This window comes from Xanthomonas citri pv. citri (genome assembly GCF_000961215.1).
GTDB lineage: Bacteria > Pseudomonadota > Gammaproteobacteria > Xanthomonadales > Xanthomonadaceae > Xanthomonas > Xanthomonas cissicola.
Map to the genome: position 1 here is coordinate 1,541,702 of NZ_CP008998.1, position 22,585 is coordinate 1,564,286.

At 66.0% G+C, this 22,585-nt stretch carries 22 protein-coding genes and 1 other RNA gene; 6 read left to right on the forward strand and 17 right to left on the reverse strand.

Annotated elements, in window-relative coordinates; genetic code table 11:
* Positions 1 to 46: 46 nt before the first annotated feature.
* The 3 genes from AMD14_RS07305 (at position 47) to AMD14_RS07315 (ending at position 2,461) form a co-directional block, all read left to right on the forward strand.
* Positions 47 to 799 carry an S-methyl-5'-thioinosine phosphorylase gene (locus tag AMD14_RS07305; RefSeq protein WP_011050852.1) on the forward strand — a complete coding sequence of 251 codons (753 nt, stop codon included), beginning with the start codon at positions 47 to 49 and terminating at the stop codon, positions 797 to 799.
* An 87-nt stretch (positions 800 to 886) separates the two neighbouring features.
* Positions 887 to 1,093, forward strand: a complete 207-nt coding sequence (cspE, locus tag AMD14_RS07310) for a transcription antiterminator/RNA stability regulator CspE (protein ID WP_003488188.1) — start codon at positions 887 to 889, stop codon at positions 1,091 to 1,093.
* Between the two features lie 93 nt (positions 1,094 to 1,186).
* The gene (locus AMD14_RS07315) at positions 1,187 to 2,461 is read left to right on the forward strand and encodes an FAD-dependent oxidoreductase (RefSeq protein ID WP_011050853.1); all 1,275 of its coding nucleotides are present in this window, start codon (positions 1,187 to 1,189) and stop codon (positions 2,459 to 2,461) included.
* A gap of 164 nt (positions 2,462 to 2,625) precedes the next feature.
* Here AMD14_RS07315 and pdeM read toward each other — a convergent pair whose 3' ends face one another.
* The 11 genes from pdeM to AMD14_RS07370 form a co-directional block, all read right to left on the reverse strand.
* The gene (gene pdeM, locus AMD14_RS07320; RefSeq protein WP_015472371.1) at positions 2,626 to 3,270 is read right to left on the reverse strand and encodes a ligase-associated DNA damage response endonuclease PdeM; all 645 of its coding nucleotides are present in this window, start codon (positions 3,268 to 3,270) and stop codon (positions 2,626 to 2,628) included.
* Positions 3,260 to 5,761, reverse strand: coding sequence for a ligase-associated DNA damage response DEXH box helicase (locus AMD14_RS07325; RefSeq protein ID WP_011050855.1), 2,502 nt, complete (start codon positions 5,759 to 5,761; stop codon positions 3,260 to 3,262). The genes pdeM and AMD14_RS07325 overlap by 11 nt, the downstream gene beginning before the upstream one ends.
* The gene (locus AMD14_RS07330) at positions 5,758 to 7,362 is read right to left on the reverse strand and encodes an ATP-dependent DNA ligase (protein ID WP_011050856.1); all 1,605 of its coding nucleotides are present in this window, start codon (positions 7,360 to 7,362) and stop codon (positions 5,758 to 5,760) included. Before AMD14_RS07330 ends, AMD14_RS07325 begins: the two co-directional genes overlap by 4 nt.
* Positions 7,359 to 7,592, reverse strand: coding sequence for a hypothetical protein (locus AMD14_RS07335; protein WP_003489440.1), 234 nt, complete (start codon positions 7,590 to 7,592; stop codon positions 7,359 to 7,361). The genes AMD14_RS07330 and AMD14_RS07335 overlap by 4 nt, the downstream gene beginning before the upstream one ends.
* Positions 7,589 to 8,611 carry a ligase-associated DNA damage response exonuclease gene (locus tag AMD14_RS07340; RefSeq protein ID WP_011050857.1) on the reverse strand — a complete coding sequence of 341 codons (1,023 nt, stop codon included), beginning with the start codon at positions 8,609 to 8,611 and terminating at the stop codon, positions 7,589 to 7,591. The genes AMD14_RS07335 and AMD14_RS07340 overlap by 4 nt, the downstream gene beginning before the upstream one ends.
* 236 nt (positions 8,612 to 8,847) lie before the next feature.
* Positions 8,848 to 9,213, reverse strand: a complete 366-nt coding sequence (locus AMD14_RS24570) for a hypothetical protein (protein WP_003489443.1) — start codon at positions 9,211 to 9,213, stop codon at positions 8,848 to 8,850.
* Positions 9,210 to 9,764 (reverse strand): bactofilin family protein, encoded by a 555-nt coding sequence (locus AMD14_RS07350; RefSeq protein ID WP_003489446.1) that lies wholly within the window; start codon positions 9,762 to 9,764, stop codon positions 9,210 to 9,212. Before AMD14_RS07350 ends, AMD14_RS24570 begins: the two co-directional genes overlap by 4 nt.
* Before the next feature lie 249 nt (positions 9,765 to 10,013).
* Positions 10,014 to 11,723 carry a diguanylate cyclase gene (locus AMD14_RS07355; RefSeq protein ID WP_011050859.1) on the reverse strand — a complete coding sequence of 570 codons (1,710 nt, stop codon included), beginning with the start codon at positions 11,721 to 11,723 and terminating at the stop codon, positions 10,014 to 10,016.
* A gap of 110 nt (positions 11,724 to 11,833) precedes the next feature.
* On the reverse strand, positions 11,834 to 12,160 hold the full coding sequence (locus AMD14_RS07360; protein WP_005921547.1) for an XAC1346 family secretion chaperone: 327 nt from the start codon (positions 12,158 to 12,160) through the stop codon (positions 11,834 to 11,836).
* A 229-nt stretch (positions 12,161 to 12,389) separates the two neighbouring features.
* A complete protein-coding gene (locus AMD14_RS07365) occupies positions 12,390 to 12,731 on the reverse strand; it encodes a hypothetical protein (protein WP_003489455.1) in 342 nt (113 codons plus the stop codon).
* 122 nt (positions 12,732 to 12,853) lie between these two features.
* A complete protein-coding gene (locus AMD14_RS07370; RefSeq protein WP_011050861.1) occupies positions 12,854 to 14,029 on the reverse strand; it encodes a thiolase family protein in 1,176 nt (391 codons plus the stop codon).
* Between the two features lie 155 nt (positions 14,030 to 14,184).
* Here AMD14_RS07370 and AMD14_RS07375 point away from each other — a divergent pair, with 155 nt between their 5' ends.
* Complete coding sequence (locus tag AMD14_RS07375) at positions 14,185 to 17,025, forward strand: autotransporter serine protease (RefSeq protein ID WP_011050862.1); 2,841 nt, start codon at positions 14,185 to 14,187, stop codon at positions 17,023 to 17,025.
* Between the two features lie 61 nt (positions 17,026 to 17,086).
* Here AMD14_RS07375 and AMD14_RS07380 read toward each other — a convergent pair whose 3' ends face one another.
* The 4 genes from AMD14_RS07380 to AMD14_RS07390 all read right to left on the reverse strand — a co-directional run bounded on the left by AMD14_RS07380 (position 17,087) and on the right by AMD14_RS07390 (position 20,315).
* Positions 17,087 to 18,187: a Glu/Leu/Phe/Val dehydrogenase dimerization domain-containing protein gene (locus AMD14_RS07380; protein WP_005924809.1), complete on the reverse strand. Its 1,101-nt coding sequence runs from the start codon at positions 18,185 to 18,187 to the stop codon at positions 17,087 to 17,089.
* 156 nt (positions 18,188 to 18,343) lie between these two features.
* The gene (locus AMD14_RS24575; protein ID WP_011050863.1) at positions 18,344 to 19,600 is read right to left on the reverse strand and encodes a 2OG-Fe(II) oxygenase; all 1,257 of its coding nucleotides are present in this window, start codon (positions 19,598 to 19,600) and stop codon (positions 18,344 to 18,346) included.
* Positions 19,601 to 19,616: 16 nt separating this feature from the next.
* Positions 19,617 to 19,694: non-coding RNA, sX9 sRNA (locus AMD14_RS23005), on the reverse strand.
* Between the two features lie 93 nt (positions 19,695 to 19,787).
* Complete coding sequence (locus tag AMD14_RS07390; protein ID WP_033479570.1) at positions 19,788 to 20,315, reverse strand: M48 family metallopeptidase; 528 nt, start codon at positions 20,313 to 20,315, stop codon at positions 19,788 to 19,790.
* Positions 20,316 to 20,693: 378 nt separating this feature from the next.
* Here AMD14_RS07390 and AMD14_RS07395 point away from each other — a divergent pair, with 378 nt between their 5' ends.
* On the forward strand, positions 20,694 to 20,867 hold the full coding sequence (locus AMD14_RS07395) for a DUF1328 domain-containing protein (protein WP_003489471.1): 174 nt from the start codon (positions 20,694 to 20,696) through the stop codon (positions 20,865 to 20,867).
* Positions 20,868 to 21,025: 158 nt separating this feature from the next.
* Here AMD14_RS07395 and AMD14_RS07400 read toward each other — a convergent pair whose 3' ends face one another.
* Positions 21,026 to 21,280, reverse strand: a complete 255-nt coding sequence (locus AMD14_RS07400) for a DUF2789 domain-containing protein (RefSeq protein ID WP_015462985.1) — start codon at positions 21,278 to 21,280, stop codon at positions 21,026 to 21,028.
* 173 nt (positions 21,281 to 21,453) lie between these two features.
* Here AMD14_RS07400 and AMD14_RS07405 point away from each other — a divergent pair, with 173 nt between their 5' ends.
* Positions 21,454 to 21,720, forward strand: a complete 267-nt coding sequence (locus AMD14_RS07405) for a DksA/TraR family C4-type zinc finger protein (protein WP_005911632.1) — start codon at positions 21,454 to 21,456, stop codon at positions 21,718 to 21,720.
* 183 nt (positions 21,721 to 21,903) lie between these two features.
* On the opposite strand, the gene AMD14_RS07410 is transcribed toward AMD14_RS07405, so the two are convergent.
* Entirely contained in the window at positions 21,904 to 22,497 is a 594-nt protein-coding gene (locus tag AMD14_RS07410) for a mechanosensitive ion channel family protein (protein ID WP_026006972.1), read from the reverse strand.
* Between the last annotated feature and the right edge of the window lie 88 nt (positions 22,498 to 22,585).

Consider the following 22,585-nt stretch of genomic DNA (forward strand, 5'->3'; position numbering starts at 1 on the left):
CGCGCGCGTGCGCGCCCCATCATGTCTTTCGCTGCAGAGGTCGGTTGTGTCCGCAAATTCCATCGCATTGGCCGTCATCGGCGGCACGGGTGTCTACAAGCTCGCGCAGCTGGACGATGTGCAGTCGCACGACATACAAACGCCCTACGGCGCGCCGTCCGGGCCGATCCGCGTCGGCATGCTGCTCGGCCACCGCGTCGCCTTCCTGGCACGCCATGGCGAAGGGCATTCGCTGCAGCCGCACAAGGTCAATTACCGCGCAAACATCGGTGCACTGCAGCAAATCGGCGCATCGCGGGTGCTGGCGCTCAACACCGTGGGGGGGATCACCGAACAGTTTGGCCCGCGCGTGTTGGCGTGTCCGGATCAGCTGATCGATTACACCTGGGGCCGCGTGTCCACGTTCTGCGAAGAGCCCGGCAGCGAGGTGCAGCATGTGGATTTCGGCCACCCGTATTCGCCGATGTTTCGCAGCAAGGTCATTGCGGCTGCCAAAGTGACCGGCGTCACGCTGGTGGCCGGCGGTTGCTACGGCGCAACGCAGGGGCCACGACTGGAAACGGTTGCAGAGATCGCACGCATGCGTCGCGACGGCTGCGATCTGGTGGGCATGACTGGCATGCCCGAAGCTGGGTTGGCACGCGAAAAAGGCCTGGAATATGCGTGTTTGGCGATCGTGGCCAACTGGGCGGCCGGTTGCGGTGACGCGCAGGAAATCACCATGGCCGAGGTGTTGGCCAACGTCGATGCCGCTTCGTCCGGGTTGCCCGAGCTGATTGGCGAACTTGCACGCGGGTGATTGTCATCGGGGCATAAGCTTTGCATACTCGGCGCGTACGCACCGCCGTACACCACCCATTAATTATTGCAAAGGTCTCGCATCACCATGCCGAACGGTACCGTCAAGTGGTTCAACGACGCCAAGGGATTTGGCTTCATCTCACCGGAGGACGGCAGCGCCGATGTCTTCGCGCACTTCTCCGCGATCAATTCCAAGGGCTTCCGCAGCCTGCAGGAAGGCCAGCGCGTCAGTTATGACGTGACCCAGGGTCCCAAGGGTGCCCAGGCTTCGAACATCACGCCTGTCGAGTAATCTGACTCGATTGTGCGGTTGAAAACCCCGCCACGGCGGGGTTTTTTTTCGCCGGTTGTGCGCGGGCAGCGATAGCCAAACAGAGCAGGGACGATGCTACGAGCACTACGCATTGCGGTAGTGGGCTACGGAACCGCGGGGCAGGCATTGGCCGTGCTGCTGGGCGCCGATGGTCATCAACTGGAGGTATTCGAGCGCGCAGCTGCGCCCGGGCCGGTGGGCGCCGGTTTTCTGCTGCAACCCAGCGGGCTGCAGGTGCTCTGGAACATGGGCTTGCTGCCGCAGGCGCTGGCGCATGGCGCGCCGGTGCGCCGCCTGTATGGCGACACGCCGTGCGGGCGTGCGGTGATGGACATGCAGTACCGCGATCTGGATACACGCCTGATGGGTGTGGGCATGCAGCGCGGCGCGTTGTTTACGGTGCTGCGCGAGGCCTGGCCGCAGCACGCGCAACTGCATGTGGATACGCAGATCACCGCGATCGATCACGCGGGCGTGCGCGTTCAGGATCAACGCGGGCAATGGCATGGTCCCTTCGATCTGATCATCGCCGCCGATGGCTCGGCCTCCACGTTGCGTGCGCAGGCGCAGGGAACGCAGCTGGATCGCGTGTATCCATGGGGGGCGCTGTGGTGCCTGTTGCCGCGCGAAGACTGGCCCTTTGTGGACCAATTGCGTCAGCGCTATATCGGCGCACGCAAGATGATCGGCCTGTTGCCGGTGGGCACGCGCCCGGGCGACGACACGCCGCGGCTGAGTTTTTTCTGGAGCCTGCCGTGCAGCGATTTCGTTGCGTGGGAACAGCGCGGCATTGCCGCCTGGCGCGACGAAGTGGCGCAGATGTGGCCAGAGGCGCACGCGCGGCTTGCCACGGTGCAGGTGCATGGCGCATTGGCACGCGCGAGTTATCGCGATGCGGTGGTGTCGCGCTGGCATCGCGGCCGCTTCGTGCTTGCCGGCGATGCCGCGCATGCGATGAGCCCGCAATCGGGGCAGGGCGTGAACATGGCGCTGCTGGACGCATTGGCGATGCGCGATGCCTTGCGCGCGGGCGCCGATCTGGACGATGCCTTGCAGCGCTACCAGCGCGAACGCCAGGCGCATGTGGCGATCTATCACCGCTGGAGCCGCTGGCTGACACCGCTGTTCCAGTCCGAACGTGATCTCTGGGCACAAGGCCGCGACCTGCTGCTGCGTCCGATGGGACGCGTGCCGGGCGGACGTGGGCACATGTTGCGCGTGCTCAGCGGCACCCAGCATGGCTGGTTCGGCAAGCTGGTCTTGGCGCCGGATTTCGTTGACGCGTTATCGCAGCCGGTTGTGCGTGTGGTGGACGATAAAGCCGAAGCGGCCGCGTCGAGCAGCTAATAAAACGATATGCAGCCGTTAGGCGGGCGCAGCCGGTGCCCGCCGCGGCATGCACCACTCGGACCCCTCGGTTTTGAGCGCTCGGTTTGCAACCACCTGACGGCTGCCTGCCACGTTTTTAACCGTTCTTGGACGAAGCGTCGGCCGGCGCTTCGCGGCGCCGGCTAACGCACCGGCAGTGCCATCGCATCGCCTTCCACGCAGGCAACCAGGCGCTCGCCTTCGCTCAGCGTCGGCACGATGCCTGCGGTGAACTGCGAGAACGCTGGCAGGATGGTGACGCGCTCGCGCAACCAGAACGCTGGCCAGCGCCGTGATAGCCCCGGTAGCTTGGCCAATGGATGCAGATGCCCGCACAGCACGTGGCCGGTGGGATGCGGCAATGGGTCATGACGCAACACGAACGGGCCATCTTCGACCTGTTCGCCGGCCGCTTCGATGTGCAGATCCGCACCGGCCAGGGCGCGGTCGTGATTGCCGCGGATGGCGATCACGCGTAACGCGCAATGCCGTTCGCGCCATGCGCTCCAGCGTCGATGCCAGGCGGCACGCGGCGCGGGTCCGTGCAGCAGGTCGCCCAAAATCCATAGCGCCTGGACATCGCGTTGTGCCAGCAACGCATCCAGTCGCTCCAGATCGTGCGCGGTGCCGCCAGCCGGCAGGCCGATGCCGGCACGTCGAAACACGTCGGCCTTGCCCAGATGCAGGTCTGCGATCAATAGCGCGCGTTGTGCCGGCCGATACAATGCGCGTTCGCCGAGCAATTCCACGGTTTCGCCGGCCAGCTGCAGTTGCACGCTATCGCCCATGCTTGCGTTCCAGTTGTTCGGCAGCGCGCAATACGCGGGCCTTCCAGTCTTCGGTACTCAGTTGCCCACGCACGCGTTCGGCCCAGAGCGGAAACGATAAGGGCGTGAGGCTGCGCGGCTTGCGCAGGCGTAGCTCACGTCGCGCGCAATCTTCCAGGGCATGCGCAAGCCGCGCCAGTTCGAGCTGGCCTTCGAACACTTCGCGTTCGGCCTGGGCGAGCAGCAGGTGATCGGGGTCGAAGCGTTGCAATACGTCGTACAGCAGGCCGCTGGAGGCCTGCAGCTGGCGCAGGCTGCGCGGCGCCCGGCCAGGCAACGAGGGCGACAACAATCCGGCCACGCGTGCGATTTCGCGGAACTGCCGGCGTGCCAGTTCGCCCAGATTGAGGCTGTCGCGCAGATCGTCGAACAGGCCCGCAGGTGACAGCAGGGTCTGCAGCGCATCGGCATCGATGTCGACATCCTGCGCTGGCGACAGCACAAAGCCATAGTCGTTGGCAGCGAAGCTGAAGGTATTGCGGTGGCGCCGGCCCCAGCGTGCCGCGAGCAACGCGGCCAGGCCTTCGTTGACCTGCCTGCCGGCGAACGGGTAGACGAAGACGTGGCGGCCGTCGCGCGCCTTGACGCTTTCCACCAGCAGATGGTCCGGCCCAGGCAGCGAAGAAAGCGACGCTTGCAGGTGCAGCAACGGCGCCAGGGCCTGCATCTCCGGCGCATCGCCGGGATCGGCGAACACCGCTTCCACCTCGCGTCCCAGCGCCGACGATAACGGCATGCGCCCGCCCATCCATTTCGGCACCACGCCACTGCCGCCCTTTGCCACGCGCACGTAGGCGGTCATGTCTTCCAGGCGCACCAGTTCCAGCAGGCGGCCGGCGAACTGGAAGCGGTCGCCGCGGCGCAGACGGCCGATGAATTGTTCTTCCACCGCGCCCAGCCGCCCGCCGCGCAGAAACTGCACGCGCACGCTGCCGTCGCTGGTGATCGTGCCGATGGACAGCCGATGCCGCAGCGCGACGCGTCGGTCGATCACGCGGTACAGACCGTCGTCGTCGCGCATCACCTTGTGGAAGTCCGGGTAATGCGCCAGCGCGCTGCCGCCTTGCACGATGAAATCCAGCACCGCGTTCCACGTGGTTTTTTCCAGCGCGGCGAAGGCATCGGTGCCGCGCACTTCCTCGAACAACGCATCGGCGTGGAAGCCGCCGCCGAGGGCGAGGGTGACACAGTGCTGCGCCAGCACGTCCAGAGATAACCGTGGCGGTGGACGCGCTTCGATATGGCTGTGCACCAGCGCGCGCCGTGCCGCCGCATATTCGACCAGCTCCAGCGCATGCGAGGGTACGCACACCACGTGGCCTGATTCGCCGGGACGATGGCGTGCGCGCCCGGCGCGTTGCAGCAGGCGTGCGATGCCTTTCGGGCTGCCGACCTGCAGCACCTGATCCACGGCCGGGAAGTCGACGCCCAGATCCAGGCTGGAGGTGGCCACCACGCAGCGCAGGCTGCCGTCGGCCAGCCCGCGTTCGGCGGCCGCGCGTAACGCTGGATCCAGCGAGCCGTGATGCAGCGCCAGTGTGGCCAGATCCTCCGGCCACACCGCACTCAAGGCTTGATGCCATAGCTCGGCCTGCGCACGCGTGTTGGTAAACACCAGGCTGGTGCGCTGCTGCATGATCTTCTGCAGCACGCGCGCCAGTTGCGCCAGGCCAAGATGGCCCGCCCACGGAAACCGCTCGCCACTTTGCGGCAGCAGGGTTTCCAGCGTCATGGTGCGCGGTTTGACGCCGGAGACCAGCGCCGCCTCGGGGCGATGTGGCAACAGCACATCGCGTGCCTGCGGCAAATTACCCAGCGTTGCCGATAGCCCCCAGATGCGCAGTTGCGGCGTCCATCCGCGCAAGCGCGCAAGACACAATTGCAGCAATACGCCGCGCTTGTTGCCCAGCAGCTCGTGCCACTCGTCGACGATGACGCAGCGCAGCGCCGACAGTTGTGGCGCGGTATCCGCATACGACAACAGCAACGCCAGCGATTCGGGCGTGGTGACCAGCACGTCGAGCTTGCCGCTGCGTGCCAGCCGCTTGTCGCGCGCGCTGGCATCGCCGGTACGCAGGCCGACCTGCCAGTCCAGCCCCAAGTCGTCGACCGGCTTGCGCAGCGCGCGTGCAGTGTCGGCGGCCAGTGCGCGCAACGGCGTGATCCACAGCACTTGCAGATTGCGTTGCGGCTGGCGGCGCGCAGGCGAGGCGGGTTTGCCCGATTTGCGCGGGGAATTGCGCCCACGCGCGGCCAATGCCTCCAGTAACGGCCCGCCAAATGCCGCCAGCGTCTTGCCGCTGCCGGTAGGCGTGTGCAGCAGGCCCGATTTGCCGTCCAGATAGCGCTTCCACACCTCGCGTTGAAACGGCAGCGGCGCCCAGCCGCGCTGCGCGAACCAGGCACGCCACTGTTGCAACGGTGTGCCGTGCACTTGCTGTGTGGCGCTCACCGCGCCAGTGCCTGCAGGGTGCTCAGATGATCGGCTTCGGCCATCGGCTTGTCGTGACGCCAGCGCAGGATGCGCGGGAAGCGCACTGCGATGCCGGATTTGTGCCGCGCGCTGCGGTTCACCGCTTCAAACCCCAGCTCGAATACATGATGCGCCGTGACCGCGCGCACCGGGCCGAAGCGCTCGGTGGTGTTGGCGCGGATCCAGCGATCCAGCTGCAGGATTTCCTTGTCGTCCAGGCCCGAATACGCCTTGGCGATCGGCACCAGTTGGCCCTCATGCCACAGCCCGAAGGTGTAGTCGGTGTAGAGCGTGCTGCGTCGGCCGTGGCCGGCTTGCGCGTACAACAGCACCGCGTCGATGGTTAGCGGGTCGATCTTCCATTTCCACCAGTCGCCGCGACGGCGACCGGACTGATACATCGAACTGGCGCGCTTGAGCATCAGCCCTTCCACGCCGCGTTCGCGCGCTTCCACCCGCACGTGCGCTGCGGCCTGCCAATCGCTGACCTGCACCAGCGGCGAGGCGACGATGCGCGGATCTGCGAGCGCGAAGAGCACGCCTTCCAGCAGTGCGCGCCGCTCCCGTAGCGGGCGCTCGCGCAGGTCTTCGCCTGCCAATTCCAGTAGGTCGTAGGCCACCACGCGCGCCGGTGCGGCGGCTAAGGTCTTGGGCCCGGGCTTGAGCCGCTGGATGCGCGTCTGCAACGCGGTAAACGGCATTGGCAGGGGCTGTTCGGGTTGCCAGGCCAGCAGCTCGCCATCGATGACGGTGCCGTCCGGCAATTGCATTGCGGCGTGTTCGATTTCAGGAAAACGTCCATCCAGACGTTCTTCGCCGCGCGACCACAGCGCCGCTTCGCCGGCGCGGCGAATCAGTTGCAGGCGAATGCCGTCCCATTTCCATTCCAGCAGCCAGTCATCGATGGCGCCCAGCGTCTCGACCTCCGCCTCCAGCGGCGATGCCAGGAAGAACGGGTAAGGCTGCTGGCGATCGCCAGGCAGCTCTTCGCTGGTCAACAGCTCTGCAAGATAGGTTGGATGCGGCCGCCAACTGCCGAGCATGCGCTGCGCGATGCGCGCGATATCCACGCCCGACAATTCGGCCAGCGCCTGCTGCACGAGTCGCTGCGACACGCCCACGCGCAGCGCGCCGGTCAGCAGCTTGTTGAATGCCAGACGCTCGTCGAAGGCCAGGCTGCGCCATGCCTGCACGATGCAGGCCTTGCGCACGTCCACGTCCTGATTTGCGATGGGCAGTAGGCGCTGTTCGATCCACTGGGCCAGGGGCAGGTCGGCCGCCTCGGTGACCGGGTCGTCCAGCAGCAAGGCCAGGGTTTCGGCCAGATCGCCGACATGGTCGTAGCTGTCGGCGACCAGCCAGTCGGCAATGCCGGCGGTATCGGTGATCCATTCGCGCAGCTCGCCGCTGCTGGCAATGCGCATGCGCGCGCTGGCTACCTTGCCACCGGCCAGCAGGTACAGCGCCCATGCCGCGTCCAGCGCGGGTGCATCGCGGAAATACGCGACCAGTGCCGCGCGCTTGTCGAGCGTACCGGTGGCGCGATCCAGGGTGCGGTACAACGCCGCGAAACGTTTCACGTTAGCGCCTGTGGCGCCGCGCGTCGGTCGGCAGCACGCAGCTCCATTGCGCGTCGGGTGAACGCGGCAAGCGCGCGTGGGCGCCGCAGCGGTCGCGGTGGACCGATGGTGGCCGCCGGCGCATTGCGATGCACGCAAAACGCCAATGCATGACGGCGAAACACGAGCGCACCGCTCAGGCGGATGCGCGGACGCGCGCGAACATAACGACGTGCGGGCAGCGGGTTCATTCCTCGGCTCCGAAATCGGTGCGGAAGGCTTCTGCTGCGACGCCGCGCTCCCGCAAGTGTTGGATCAATGCATCGGTATTGCCATGGGTGGCAATGACGCGCTGTGCGCCGGTTTCTTCGATGGTGCGCAGCAAGTCGGGCCAGTCGGCATGGTCGGAGACCACAAAGCCGCGGTCGTAATTGCGCCGACGGCGATTGCCGCGGATACGCATCCAGCCCGAGGCGAAGCCCTGCTGCGCGCTGCGGAACCGGCGAATCCAGGCGCTGCCGGCCGCCGATGGCGGCGCGATGACCAACTGCCCGGCATAGTCGGCGCCACGCGCATGCTCGCTGACCGGCTGGGTGTCCAGCATCGGGACGCCCGCCTGGCGATAGACCTCCACGCCCACCGCGACCGCGCCATGCAGCAATGCCGGCTGCGTCTCCCAAGCGCGCAATTCGGCCAATACGCGTTGCGCCTTGCCCAGCGCATAGCAGTACAGGATGGCCGCTTCGCCGCGTTCGGCGCATTCGCGGCGCCAGGCAGAAATATCGGCCGCGACCTCGGAGGTGTCGGGCCAGCGATACACCGGCAGGCCGAAGGTCGCCTCGGTGATGAAGGTGTCGCAGGGCACCACTTCGAACGGCTTGCAGGTGGGATCGGCCTGGCGCTTGTAGTCGCCGGAGGCGACCCAGACCTCGCCATCCACCTCGATGCGCACCTGCGCCGACCCCAGCACGTGTCCGGCCGGATGCAGCGACACGCGTGCACGCCCCAGCTGAAACGCTTCACCATCCGCATGCGTGTGATAGACCTGGTCGCCCAGGCGCCATTGCAGGATGGACAGGCTCTCGCGCGTGCAGTGGTACTCGCCCATGCCGCTGCGGGCGTGGTCGCCGTGACCATGCGTAATCACCGCGCGCGGCACCGGCCGCCACGGGTCGATATGGAAATCGCCTTGAGGGCAATAGAGGCCCTCCGGCCCGAGTACCACCAGATCGCCGCGTGTGTGAGATGTCTCGTCGTTGCCGTTGCGCATGCGGCAACTCTGGCCAAGCCGGTGTGCAGATCCTGAGAATGGGAGCCGCGTACGGCGGTGCGTTCGCGCAGCACGCGCGCACCGCAGGTGCCACCACGACGCGGGCAGCCGCCAGGCGGGCGTGGCCGGCGAACGGAGGCGACAGATGCGGGCATGGCACGCGCCGCTCAGCTCACCGGCCACGTGCGTCCGGCCGCGCCCGCCTGGCGGCTGCGTAGTCGTTTTGTTAGCTGCTCTTAATGCCGCGTACGCCGCCCAGGCGAACGGACTGCGCTCGCTTCCACCGCCAGGGTGAAGCCGCGTTCTTCGCCGCCGTGCATGGCGCCGACATCGACCACGTGGCGACGGATCTCCTCGCCCTTACCGTTACGCACCACCACCACCACCGTGTATTCCCACGGATCGCCGTCGGCCGGGTGTCGGATGGTGCCGTCGACCTTGAGCGGCACGATCGGCGCCGGCTGCGCGTGTTGCGCAGCCGCCGAATCGAAGCGCAGGTGGTGCTTGCACGCAGGGCAGACGCTGGCGCTTTCCAGGATCGTCGCCTTGCAGTGCGGGCAGCTGCGCGTGGCGCCGGGCGTGCCCGGGCGAGGTGCACTCATGTGGCGTCGCTGTCTCCGCTGACCACCGGCTTGCTGGTCGTGACCGGCTTGCCGCCATCATCGCCCCAGCCGAAATCGGCCTGGCCGCGCATGCGCGCACCGGAGGCCACCGTGAGACTGCCGGCCTTGACGTCGCCGACCAACACACCGGACGTCTGCAGTTCGACCTGCGCGGCAGATTCGATGTTGCCCTCCAGCTCGCCGGCGATGATCACTTTGTTGGCGCGCACGCCGCCATTGAGCTTGGCGCCGCGTTCGATGGTCAGATCGCCCTTGACGTTGACATCGCCCTTGAAGCGGCCGGCCAGACGCACATGGCCGGCGCCTTCGATCTTGCCTTCGATGCTGATGTCGGCAGCAATCAGCGACTCTTTCGCCTCGCTGTGACGCTGCGTGGGCGCAGCTGCCGGTACGACGCTGGGCGTTGCGGCGGGCACCGGCGGTGCAGGGCTGGCCTCGGCAGTGAACAGCCTGCCATCGGCAGCAGCAACCTCGGGGGTGACCGGAACGCCGTCTTTCTTGTTGGGACCTTGATCGCGCCACATCGACATCGGACTGCCTCGCTTTAGGGGTCGAGGCCGACTATCGCTGTGCCACTGGATCTTTTTTGTGACGAACTCCGCAATCCACGATGGACGGTGTGCGTGCCGAAGCTGTCGGCGAACGCTGCGAGCAGCCGTCGGGCGGGGGCGCGCGGCGTACCAGGGCCGCGGTCTTGAGTGCTACATCCCGGTTTCGGGCGCGGGCGCGGGCGCGGGCGCGACTGGCTGGCTGCCGCGCGGTGGTCTTGGTCGCTGCTCTCAGTCCGCATTGTCCGTCGCAGCACCGTGTCGCTCCACCCGGTTGCGCCCCGCGTGCTTGGCGCGATACAACGCAGCGTCGGCTTTCTGGATCAGGCTCGCACCCTGTTCGCCATCGACCGGGAAGCTGGCCACGCCGATCGAGGCGGTCACCTTCGGCAAGGCGCGCGCACCGTCGCTGACCGCCAGTGCCGCGATGTAACCGCGGATCTGCTCGGCCACGCGCATGGCTTCTTCGCCATCGGCTTCGGGCAGAAGGACGGTGAATTCCTCGCCGCCGTAGCGACAGGCCACGTCCTCGGCGCGCAGGCGGGTCAGCAACAATTCGCCCACCGCTGCCAGCAACAGGTCGCCACCGGCATGGCCCTGGCTGTCGTTGAACTGCTTGAAATGGTCCACGTCCAGCATCAAGACCGGCAACGGCAACCCACGCCGTGCGCAGCGCGCCAACTCGTGGCTCAGCGATTCTTCCAGATAGCGGCGGTTATACAGCCCCGTCAGCGCATCGCGGATCGACTGCCGGCGCAGCGATTCGCGCAGGCGCAGGTTGCTCAGCGCCAACGACAACTGCTCGGCGGCCGCCTCGGCGATTTCCAGCCGCGGCATCGGCCCGGGGCCGGCTGCGGACAGGAACAGAAACCCCAGCTGGGTGCCTTGCGCCGACATCGGCAGGCAGGCGGTGGTGACCGACGCATCGTGTGCGGGTTCTTCGATATGCGCACACAGTGCATCCCGACCCAGGTCTTGGACGATGTGCGGCTGGCCGCGGCGCAGCGCCCAGCACTGCTCCGGCGACAGATGCGGCGCGCTGCGCACCAGCGGCTCGCCCCAGTGGCTGATCGCCTCGGCGCGGTCTTGCGAGGCGCGCAGCAGGTACACGCTTCCCGCCACGCCCGGCAGCAGGCTGGCCAGGGTACGGCTGCTGACCATCAACGCTTCTTCGGCACTGATGCAGCTCTGCAGCAGCCCGGTGTAACGGCTGAGCAGGTTGAGATCGGCGGTACTGCGCTGCAACGCGTCGATGCTCTGGCCCAACTCGCGATTGGCCTGCGCCGCCAGCTGTTCGGCCTGCGCGCGGTGGCGCAATTCGCGCATCAACAGCGCATAGACCATGCCCACCACCACCAGCCCGAACGGAATGCCGGCCAGTGCCAGCGCAAGCAACAGGTTGGCGCTTTGTTCGCTGCTTTGCGCGCGCTGTGCCAGCAGCTCCTGTTCGCGCTGCACCATCGCCAATGCCAGCTCGCGGATCGCGCTGGTGGTGCGGAAGGCGCTCTGCCGGATGTCGGCACGTGCCGGCTCCAGCCCACTTTGCGTATAAATGTCGAGCACGTGCTGAATCTGCCGCAGGCGGGTTTCCACCAGCCGTTGCAACTGCGCCAGGTGCTGCTCCTGTGCGGGGTTGTCGACGATCAGGCGGCGCAGGTTGTCCAGCAGGATCGGCAGACGTTCGACACTGGTCTGGTAGCCCAGCAGGTAGGCGTCGTTGCCGGTGAGCAGGAAGCCGCGCTGCGCCGACTCGGCATCGAGCAGGCGCGCCTGGATCTCGTCGACCCGCCCGATCACCTCATGGGTGTGCGACACCAGCGCGGCATCGGCCAGCGAACGGCGGGCACCGACGAAGATGCCGATTCCGATGACGACGAAGATCAGCGCAGAAAAAATCAGCGCCAGCTGGTTGCGGCGGCGCGACGTAAAAGAAGAGGACATATGCGAATGCTAGCCTGCCGGCCTCGACAACACGAGCCATCCGTCGGCCGAGACAACCGCGCCGGCACATGGCCGGCGCGTTGCGGGTGCTGCGAAAGGGGGGGGCGGACTCAGTGCTGCGCGTGGTCGGCGTCGTGCTTGTCGGCATTCTGTTCGGCCTTGTTGGCCATTTCGCGCGTCTTGTCGGCGGTGGCATCGGCTGCATTGGCGGTGGCGCGGCTGGCGTCTGCGGCCAATTCGCGCGCAGCCACGCGTGCGTCGGCGGTGGCGGCCTTCGCTTCCACTGCCGCGCGGTCGGCGGCCTGTTCGGTCGCGGCGGCGGCGTGCTTGGCGGCAGAAGCGGCATCGCGGCGGGCCTGCTCGGCGTCCGGGCCCTGACAGGCAGCAAGGGTAAGGGCGGCGATGGCGCTCAACGACAGCATGTGGATCGTCTTCATGGGTGGTCCTGTTCCTGTTCCGGTGTTGGAAGCCGGAGCTTATGCAGGAGGCGATGCAGTCTGCGTCAATGCGCAGCCGGCCATTCAGCCGCCGGGGAGACAGGCGCAATCTTGCAGGTTGTTCGTGTTCCTGTCGGCGGGCACGGCGTGCGAGGTTTGAATCGCAGGCAAAGAAAAAGCCGCTGGAAACCAGCGGCTTTTTCCGAACTCGCTTGGAGTCAAGAAGTGATTACTTCTTGGCTTCTTCTGCGGTGTCCTTAGCAGCCTTGGCGGTGTCTTCAGCCGTCTTGGCAGCGTCGGCAGCCTGGTCAGCAGCAGCGTCGGTCGCGGCGCCGGAAGCAGCCTGAGCAGCGTCAGCAGCGGTGTCGGCCGAAGCAGCGGCGGTGTTGGCAGCAGCCTGAGCGGCGTCAGCCGACTGCGAGCCCGAGGCAGCAGCCTGGTCAGCAGCGGTCTGAGCGTCGGCAGCAGCTTCGTTAGCCGAAGCAGCAGCGTCCTGAGCCTGTTCCGGCTTCGAGCAAGCGGTCAGGGCCAGGCCCAGAGCCATTGCGATCAGCAGCTTGTTAATGGTCATTGTTTCAATCCTCGTCGTTAGATTAGGCAACGCGCTATTGCGCGCCCCCGACATGATGACGGCCACAAGACGAGTGTCAAGCACACGCGCATTCAGTTTTGCAAAATCGCCGTTAAAGATAATTAAATCAATTCGATAGCAATGGCAGTGGCTTCGCCGCCGCCGATGCACAGCGTGGCGATTCCGCGCTTGCCTCCGCGGCTGCGCAACGCGTTCACCAATGTCACCACCAAACGCGCGCCGGATGCACCGATCGGATGACCCAATGCGCAGGCGCCGCCATGCACATTGACCTTATCGTGCGCGATGCCGAGTTGCCTGATCGGTGCCATCGCCACGACGGCGAAGGCTTCGTTGATTTCGAACAGATCCACATCGTCCAATCGCCAGCCGAGCTTGCTGACCAGCGACTGGATCGCAGCGACCGGTGCGGTGGTGAACCACTCCGGTTCCTGAGCGTGGGTGACATGGCCAACGATGCGTGCCAGCGGCGTCACGCCACGGCGTTGCGCGTCGTCCGCGCTCATTAGCACGGTGATTGCCGCGCCATCGGAAATACTCGAGGAACTGGCCGCGGTCACGCTGCCGTCTTTCTTGAAGGCTGGCTTCAGCGTCGGAATCTTGGCCACGTCGGACTTGCCCGGCTGCTCATCGCTGTCGACGACGACGTCGCCCTTGCGCGTGGCCACCGTCACCGGCACGATTTCGTCGGCAAACGCGCCGCTGCGCTGCGCCGCGTGCGCGCGTTCCACCGAGGCGATGGCGAACGCATCCTGGTCGGCGCGGCTGAAGCCGAACTTCTCCGCAGTGGCTTCGCCGAACACGCCCATGGCCTGGCCGTCATACGGATTGGTCAGACCGTCCCAGGCCATGTGATCGACCGCCTGAAAATTGCCGTAGCGGTTGCCGGTGCGCGAGTTGGGCAGCAGATGCGGGGCATTGCTCATCGACTCCATGCCGCCGGCCACCACGATGCTGGCCGAGCCGGCCTTGATCAGGTCGTGCCCCAACATGATCGCCTTCATTCCCGAGCCGCACACCTTGTTGATGGTGGTGGCGCCGGTCGAGGTAGGAATGCCTGCGGCGATCGCGGCCTGACGCGCAGGTGCCTGGCCCAGATTGGCCGGCAGCACGCAGCCGACGATGACTTCGGAAATATCGGCAGGCGCGATGCCTGATTGCGCGAGTGCGCCCTGGATAGCAGCCGCGGCGAGCGTGGGTGCCGGCACCGCATTGAATTGGCCGAGGAACGAGCCGATGGCAGTACGTTTGGCAGCAACGATGACGATGTCGGACATGAGCAGATACCGTTTAAAGTGAAACGATTATCTGCCTCATGGCGGCGCCGCGCCAGCGCGCGCCCCACGCGCCCGCTTTCCGATTTAAAGTAAGCAAAGCGTTATTCGGGCCCGGCTTGGGCCCCATCCATGGAATGGGTTCGGGGAGAACACCAATGAAGAAGCAAGACGTCGCCAGAACTGTGCTGGCCTCGGCGCTGGCCGTTGCGTTGTCCGCCTGTGGCGGCGGCGGTGGCGGGGGCGGTATCCGTCCAAGCACCCCGGCCGCACCGCCGGTGACCTCGCCACCGCCGCCACCGCCACCGACCTCGCCGCCGCCGCCGCCAGTAACGACGCCAACGACGCCGGAGCCGGCGATCGATGCGCATCTGGCACTGACCAACGCGCGTGCGGCGCAGGCGCTTGGCTTTACGGGTGCGGGGTATCGCATCGGTGTCATCGATACCGGCATCAATGCCAATCATCCGGCGTTGCAGGGGCGCGTCAGCGACAGCTTCATCTATGTGGATCCACGCACCAACAACACCGCGGTGGGCGATGTGGTCGGGCACGGGACCGTGGTGGCCGAGCTGGCCGCCGGGCGTGCGGTCGGGCAATGGCCCGGCGGCATCGCGCCGGGTGCGGGCCTGGTGTCTGCGCGCATCATCAGCGACCGTGCGCCGGAGGATGACGGCAGCGGCGACGGCAACGAGGTCGATGGGCCGCTTGGTCTGGGGCCGGTGCATGCCGATCTGATCAGCGCCGGGGTTCGCATCATGAACAATTCGTGGGGCGGCCTGTTTTGGAACGACCCGACGGTGACCAATCAGATTGCGCAGGAATACCGCCCTTTCATCCTCAGTCACGATGGGCTGGTGGTGTTCGCGTCGGGCAATGAATCGCGCTCGCAGCCTTCCGATACGGCGGCGCTGCCCAGTCAGCCTGGCCCGAACGGAACGCTGCCGGCGGCCGATCTGGAACGCGGTTGGTTGGTGGTCGGCGCGCTGGATACCGCCAACCCGACGCAACTGGCGTCGTACTCCAACGCCTGTGGTGTGGCGATGCGCTACTGCCTGGTCGCGCCGGGCACCTCGCTGTTCATCGACCCGGACGCCACCGCCGGCAACATCCGTTATTTCTACGGCAGCGGCACCTCGTTCGCAGCGCCGCTGGTCTCCGGTGCGGCCGCGCTGGTGTGGCAGGCATTTCCGTATTTCAACAATGATCTGGTGCGCCAGACCTTGCTGGGAACTGCCACCGACTTGGGGGCCGCGGGTGTCGACCCGGTATTCGGCTACGGCCTGCTCGACGTCGGCAAGGCGGTGCTGGGGCCGGCACGCTTCGATTGGGGCACGGTGGAGGTCGATGTCACCACCTTGCGTTCGACCTGGGCCAACGACATCAGTGGCACCGGCGGGCTGACCAAGCGCGGCACCGGCGCGTTGGTATTGAGCAGCACGGCCAATACCTTCACCGGCGATACCCAGGTACTCGGCGGCACCTTGCAGACCGCCAGCTTGCAGAGTGCGCGCGTGAGCATCGCCAACGGCGCGCGCCTGGTCGGCGCGGGCAGCATCGGTGGTCGGGTCGACAACGCCGGGACCTTGCAGGTCAACGGCGCGACCGCGTCCATTGCCGGCAACTACACCCAGGCCAGCAACGGTCGCCTGGCAGTGAATGTGGGTGACCGTTTGAATGTCGCGGGCACGGCGACCATCGCAGGCGACCTGCAATTGCTCGGTCGGCGCGACTACGTCGTCAACAACACGACCTACGCAGTACTGCAGGCGACCAATGGTCTGCAGGGCACATTCGACACGCTGAGCAGCGGGCCGGCGGTGACCTTTCTGAGCGCCACGCGCAGCTACGACGCCAACACCGCGTATGTGTCGCTGCAGCGCATGGATGTCACCGCGGTCGCCGCGTCGCTGGGCGCGATCGGCACCGCATCGATGGATGCGGCCATCCGCGTCGAGCAGGCGTTCCAGCAGGTCGATGCGCAGCAGTTCCAGGGCAATGGCGCACTCAGCGGCGCCTTCATTCGCGCTGCAGCCGCCTTGCAACAATCGCCCACGGCCAAGGCCGCCGCGGATTCGCTGCGCAGCCTATCCGGCCGTGCGCATGCCGACTCTGCGGCGATGACCTTCGACACCATCGATCTGGGTCGCCGCGCACTGGCAGCGCATTTCGATGGTCTCTCGCAACAGCCGCGTCTGCTGGGCAACTGGCAGCGGGCACTTGGCGGGCCGGGCGAGGGCGGTGCAACCACTTCGGGCTTTGCCACCTCCGGCTGGATGATGGGCAACGATCTGCGTTTGGCCTCCGGTGCGGTCACCGGGTTTGCGTTCGGCGAAACGCGCTCCAGCAGCCTGGGCGACCTGGATGGGGCACGCGGGCGCGATCGTCAGGTGCAGGCGCAGCTGTATTGGGGCACGACATTGGGCGCCGCGTACACGTTGGGCCAGATGGGCTTTGGCAACGTCAATCGTCAGATCGAGCGCACCCTGCAGCTGGGCGAAGACCGCAGCAGCGCCTTCAGCGACTACAGCGGCAGTTACCTCAGCAGCAATCTGGAAACCGGGTACCGCCTGGGCGGTGCGCATGCGAGCCTGACGCCGTATATGGGCCTGGATTATGTGCGTTTGCGCAGCGATGGCTTCCGCGAAAGCGGCGGCGATGGTTTCGGCCTGCGTGCCAACGCGAGTACGTCCTCGCGCGCGCAGGCGCTTGCCGGCGTGCGCTCGGCGTATCACTGGCGCGGTATCCAGTTGGGCGGTTACGCCGAATGGCAGCAAGCGCTGAGCAGCGATGGCTTGACGCTGGATGCCAGCTTCGTCGGGGTGGATGCGTGGGCACCGCTGCGTGGCATGCAACCGGCACGCTCGGGTGGTCTGTTCGGCATCACTGCTGCAGCACCGCTTGGCCAGCAGAGCCAGCTGCGTTTCGGTTACGACCAGCGGGTGGGCGAGCGCGGCGACGACCGTGCGCTGAGCCTGCGATACAGCGCCGATTTCTGATCGGCGCCTTGCCTGGCTGAGGCATGTGGTCCCTGTCCAGGCAGCGTGCCTGGACAGGGTTTCACTCGCCGCGCAGCTTGTGCAGGAAGCGCGGTGCGGTGCGGCCCAGCGGCAGTTTGAGCTTGCTGATGGCTTCGATGCGCGCTTCGGCAATCTGATCGGCCGCCTGCTGCGGCGAAACGTCCAGCTGCGTGGACAGATCGAAAACCTTTTCCAGGTTGTGATAGATGCTGCGGATCAGCCGCATCGCGCGCTCGCGGTTGTAGCCGTCGATCTCCAGCGACACATTCATCACCCCGCCGGCATTCACCACGTAATCGGGCGCATACAAAATGCCGCGCCGATGCAGCTCTTCGCCGATGGCGGCGCTGGCAAGCTGATTGTTCGCGGTGCCGCAGATGATCTTGGCCTTGAGTTGCGGCAGCGTGTCTTCGTTGATGGCGCCTTCCAGCGCGCAGGGAGCAAATACGTCGGCCGATACCTGATGGATTTCATCCGGGCGCACCGCTTCTGCGCCGTATTCGGCCACGGCGCGGTCGACCAACGCCTGATTCAGGTCGGCCACATAGAGTTTTGCGCCGCGCTCCTTGAGCAGCTTCACCAACTCCATGCCGATATGGCCCAGCCCCTGGATCGCGATACTGGCCTTGCCGACTTCTTCGTGGCCGAGCTTGCGGTTGAGCGAGGCCATCAGCGCCTGCAGCGCACCATAGGCCGTAAACGGGGCAGGGTCGCCGGAGCCGCGGTGCACCTGGTGCACGCCGGTGACGTACTCGCTTTCCAGGTAGATCTGCTCCATGTCGTTGACGTCGGTGCCGACGTCCTCGGAGGTGATATAGCGCCCGCCGAGGGTGTCGACGAATCGGCCGAAGGCGCGGAACAGCGCTTCGGTCTTGTCGGTCCGAGGGTCGCCGATGATGACCGCCTTGCCGCCGCCGACATTCAGGCCGGCCAGGGCGTTCTTGTAGGTCATGGTGCGGCTCAGCCGCAGCGCGTCGTTGAGTGCCGCCTCGCTACTGGCATAGGGGCGCATCCGCACGCCACCCAACGCTGGCCCAAGGCGCGTGCTGTGCAGGGCGATGATCGCCTTGAGTCCGGCATCGCGGTTGTGACAGAAAATCACCTGCTCGTGGCCGGTGGTATCGAGGGTTTCGAAAAGCATCGAAGGCTCCGCGGGGCTGCGTGATGTGCCTTCCCTGAAGCCGGGCATGCACCCGTGCCGTGGGAAACAAAAAACGCGACGTTTGCAGATCCTGTCCGATCACGTCGCGCTGCAACATTTTAAACCACGTCGGCAGTGGCTTGTGCATGAATCTGTTCACCAATGCCGATAGCGCTGCTGGCGGAACCACAGCGTCCCCAACCATTTGCTGCCTGCCGTGACCGGCAGACCGGCGTGCAGCGAATCGGCGTCCGGGCGGCCATCGGCATGCAGGTTGTCGAAGCAGACCAGCGTGCCGGGGCGTGGCCGCACGCGAACGCCAGCGATCGGAAACTCGGTGTCGCCACCCGCGCCGACGTCGTTGAGATAGACGCAGACGGTGCGCTGGCGGTTGCCGGCGGTGGGACGGTCGGCGGCGATCGTTCCGGGCGGCAGATAGTCGCGGTGCGCGCGGTACTGCTCGCCCGGCGCGTAGCACAGCACCGAGAGCGGTTCTGCGTGGGCGAGCGGTAGCTGTGCGCAGGCTGCCAGTCGTGCCTGCGCGGCACGCGCGGCGAAGTCTTCGATGATCGGGTCCAATGTCGCACCGCGGCTGGTACGGATCGGTGCGCGCTGGGTGCTGGCATCGTTGGGATCGATCACCTTCGAGGCACGCAGATGCGGTCGCGCCAGCAGCATGAGCAAGCGACATTCGTCGGCCGACAGGACCGCGGCATATTCTTCGATGCGTGGGGCCGTGTGGCGTCGCACCGGGCCAACACGCGGTGCGAATGCGATGCGGTGATCGGCGGTGTCGTCTGCGGGGTCTGGCGGCGCGATGTCCACCGCCGGTAGCGCGGTCATGCCCAGGGGCTGCAACTGCTGCAAGAGCTGTGCAGCGGCATCGGGCTGGGGCGGCACGCCTTCGCCACGCAGCAGGCGCTCGGCCAACAGTGCGGCCGACACGGCATCGCCGCCTGCCGCCGCACGTTCCAGCAAGGCGACGCAGTGCCGTTGCCGCTCCGGATGCGCCACACGCCCGCGCTGGATGGCGATGGCGCGTAGCGCTGGCGGGTAGTCGGCAGCGGCTGCCGACTGCAGTCGATCCTGTGCAGTGCCGGCCAGGGCCAGCGGCTGCTCTCCCACAGCCAGGGTCGCCAGCAGATAGCGTGCTGCCGCAGCGCCCTGCCGCTCGGCCAGCTCCCAGTGCGCACGCGCCTGACCGACGTCCATCTCGCAACCGACGCCATAGGCACGCATGCGCCCGGCTTCGACCTGCGCCAGCGCATCGCCGGCGGCGGCACTGCGCGAATACCAGGCAAACGCGTCTTCCGGCTGGCCGGCACGCACCAGCGCCTGGGCCAGCGCGTTGATCGCGCCGGGTTGCTGGCGTTGCGCGGCGCGGGTGAGGTCTGCAAGAGAGGAGGGTTGCATGCGCGCATCCTAGAGTGGCCGACGCCACGTAGCGAGCGGTTGTCAGGCGGAGGTAGGCGGCGCGCTCGGGACTGCAGTGTACGAGGGGGGACCTGCTCATTCCGAGCACCGGCCGCGTGCATGCTCGCCTGGCGGTGAGCGCAGTGGTTCGGTCAGCCGCGCTTCGTTTTGCACGCGTCCTGCACGATCAGCGATCGGTGGACAGGGCTAATTGCGTCAGGTACAGACGCAGGTCGAATTCCAGCTGGTGATAGTCCGGGGTCATGTGGTTGCAGAGCTGGTAGAAGGCCTTGTTGTGATCGGCCTCCTTCAGGTGCGCCAGTTCGTGCGCCACGATCATCTGCAAGAACGGTTCCGGCGCGTCGCGAAACACCGATGCGATGCGGATCTCGCGGCTGGCCTTCAAACGGCCGCCGTGCACGCGCGAGATCGCCGTATGCGTGCCCAGGGCGTGCTTCACCACCTGCAGGTGATTGTCGTACATCGCTTTGTGCAAGGTAGGCGATGAGCGCATGTAGCGCTCCTTCATCGCCTTGACGTACTCGTAGAGATGGCGGTCGGTGCGGATCGCGTGTCGGTCCGGGTAACGCCGCGCCAGCACGGTGGCGAGCTTGTCCTGTGCGATCAGCTCGCGTACCTGATCCAGGACGGCGGGCGGATAGCCGGTGAGGTAGCGAAGAGTGTCCATGGCGATCGGTCGCGGGCAAGCGCGCATGATCGCCGATGTGTCAGCCACTGACCATCCACGCGTGCGGACGCGTGACTACCGACCAGTTGCGCATGCGCACCGAGAGTCGATGGGGCAAGCGCGTGCATCGGTTGCGCTCAGTGCGGCTTGCACGATGCAATGCGGATGCGGCGCTTCGTCCGTACGGGCGTTCCCGCGCGCATCTTTAATCATTTCTCCAGGAGCGCGCGCGATCGCGTGGGCACGGCGCTTGCTCTGTGAATGCAATGCCCGTATTGCAGCGTGTGTCAGGCGTATTCACGAGTGCGGCACATTCGAATCGTTAGCGTGCGATGCATGTTTTGTGGCGCTGCGCCGCAAGCACACGATCGAACAACGGCACGGTGCCGACGAGGAGACAACATCATGATCAAGTGGGCCATCATTTTCGCAATTATCGGCTTGATCGCCGGTGCGCTGGGTTTCGGCGGCATGGCCGGCGCGGCGATGGGTATCGCCAAGTTCCTGTTCTGGGCGGGCATCATCATTGCCATCGTGCTGTTCGTGCTGGGCATGACGATTGCCAAGAAAGTGACCTGACGCATGCTGCACAGCCGGGTAGGCGCATCGCTGTCCGGCTGTGTTACCTGTGATGCGAAGGAGCGGCCAATGGCCGCTCCTTTCTTCTGCCGAGGCGCTGGCCCGCATGTCAGCTGCAGGCGATCTCAAGCGTGGCGTACGCCAAGCGCGCGCCTGGCTCAAACACCGGTATCCTCGGCAGTGGTATGCAGGGCGATATTGAGCTGATCGATGGTCACGATCCAGTCGGCATCGTCGAGGCGTTCTTCACGCAACAGCTGGGATTGGGCAGGCGTCCAGAACGGTGCTTCTTCCAGGCGCATCTCGCCCGGCAGCGGGAAGTGCTCGGCAATGAAGCTGCGAATGCTGGCCTCGTCGGACGGCAGGCCGAGCTGGGCGAAGAGTTCGGAAAACGGGTGGACGGGCTGTTCCATTGCTGTTCCTTCGTAAGTGCGGATGACGGAGTGCCTGGTCACTTGCCGCGCGTGGCGGCAGTGGCGTTGGCTCGATGCTAGTTCAACCAGCTTGAGCGTACTGTGCACATGCGGCTTGGATTTGCCTGCGCGAATGACCATATGTGTGTCCAGACCAGCGAGGTGTAGCGATCATGGCGACCGGATGGGCGGGTGATGGAGCGGTACAGGACCAGATCGATGCCACTGTCGACGATGCGATCAAGCGCGCACGGAGTCAGTTGCACCACGGGCCGAGCCTGACGCATTGCGAAGAGTGCGAGGCACCGATTCCCGAGGCGCGCCGCAAGGCAGTGCCCGGCGTGCATTTGTGCGTGAACTGCCAAGAAGCGCATGACTTGGAGCAGGCTGCGCAAAGCGGCTACAACCGTCGCGGCAGCAAGGACAGTCAGCTGCGTTGAGTGGTTGAGGGGGCATCTCCACGATGCAATTGCGACCGCGATCCCGGCATACGGCGCCGCTATCGCAAGCGTGCAACGCAGTGGAGCTTGCTGTAGTCGTTGGGGCTTGCCGCTTGCCGCCGTCGACGTGTTTGGGTTCTGCCACTGGCGAACTGGCCGCAGCAGAGCGTCTTCGCCTTGCGCCTAGTTGGCGTTGAAGCTGCCGGCCTCGCGCCAGCGACGCGTGGTGCGCTGGAAAAACAGGCTATTGGGGACTTGCAATACGCTGCCGGCACGCTCGCCGGTTTCTTCCAGCGTGGTGTAGATCACGTTGATATCGATCACACGTCCCTTCAAGCCGGGCTTGTCGCCGCCTTCGAGTACCTCGATGTGATCGTGCAGGCGAAACGGCCGCGTGGTGATGATCAGGAACGTGCAGAAGATATTGGACAGTACGCTCCATGCAGCGAAGAAGGCTACTGCGCCGACGGCTGCGAACCCGGTGAATGCGGTCCATAACGTGCCGCCCGAGACGCCGATGACCCGCAGCACCATCAGCAAGGCACTGATAGAAATGATGAAGCTGCCGACGCGGCGGATACCGATCATCATTTCGGCGGGCACGCTGTAGCGTGTGCACAGCCGCCGCAGCAGTTGCCGGAGCAGCAGGCGGACCAACGCGGCAACTGCCAGAATCAGCACGATCTTGACCGTCGGTACCGCAATCGCCAGCCATTCCGGATTCCAGTGGGGCAACAGGCTGCGGATCATGGCGGGCAACGCATCGGAGGCGGACATCACATCGTGCAGGATCAAAAGGGGCATCCATTGTAGCGGGCCAACTCTGCGCTGTAGGTGCGCAGAGTGAATGCATGCTCATCTGCGA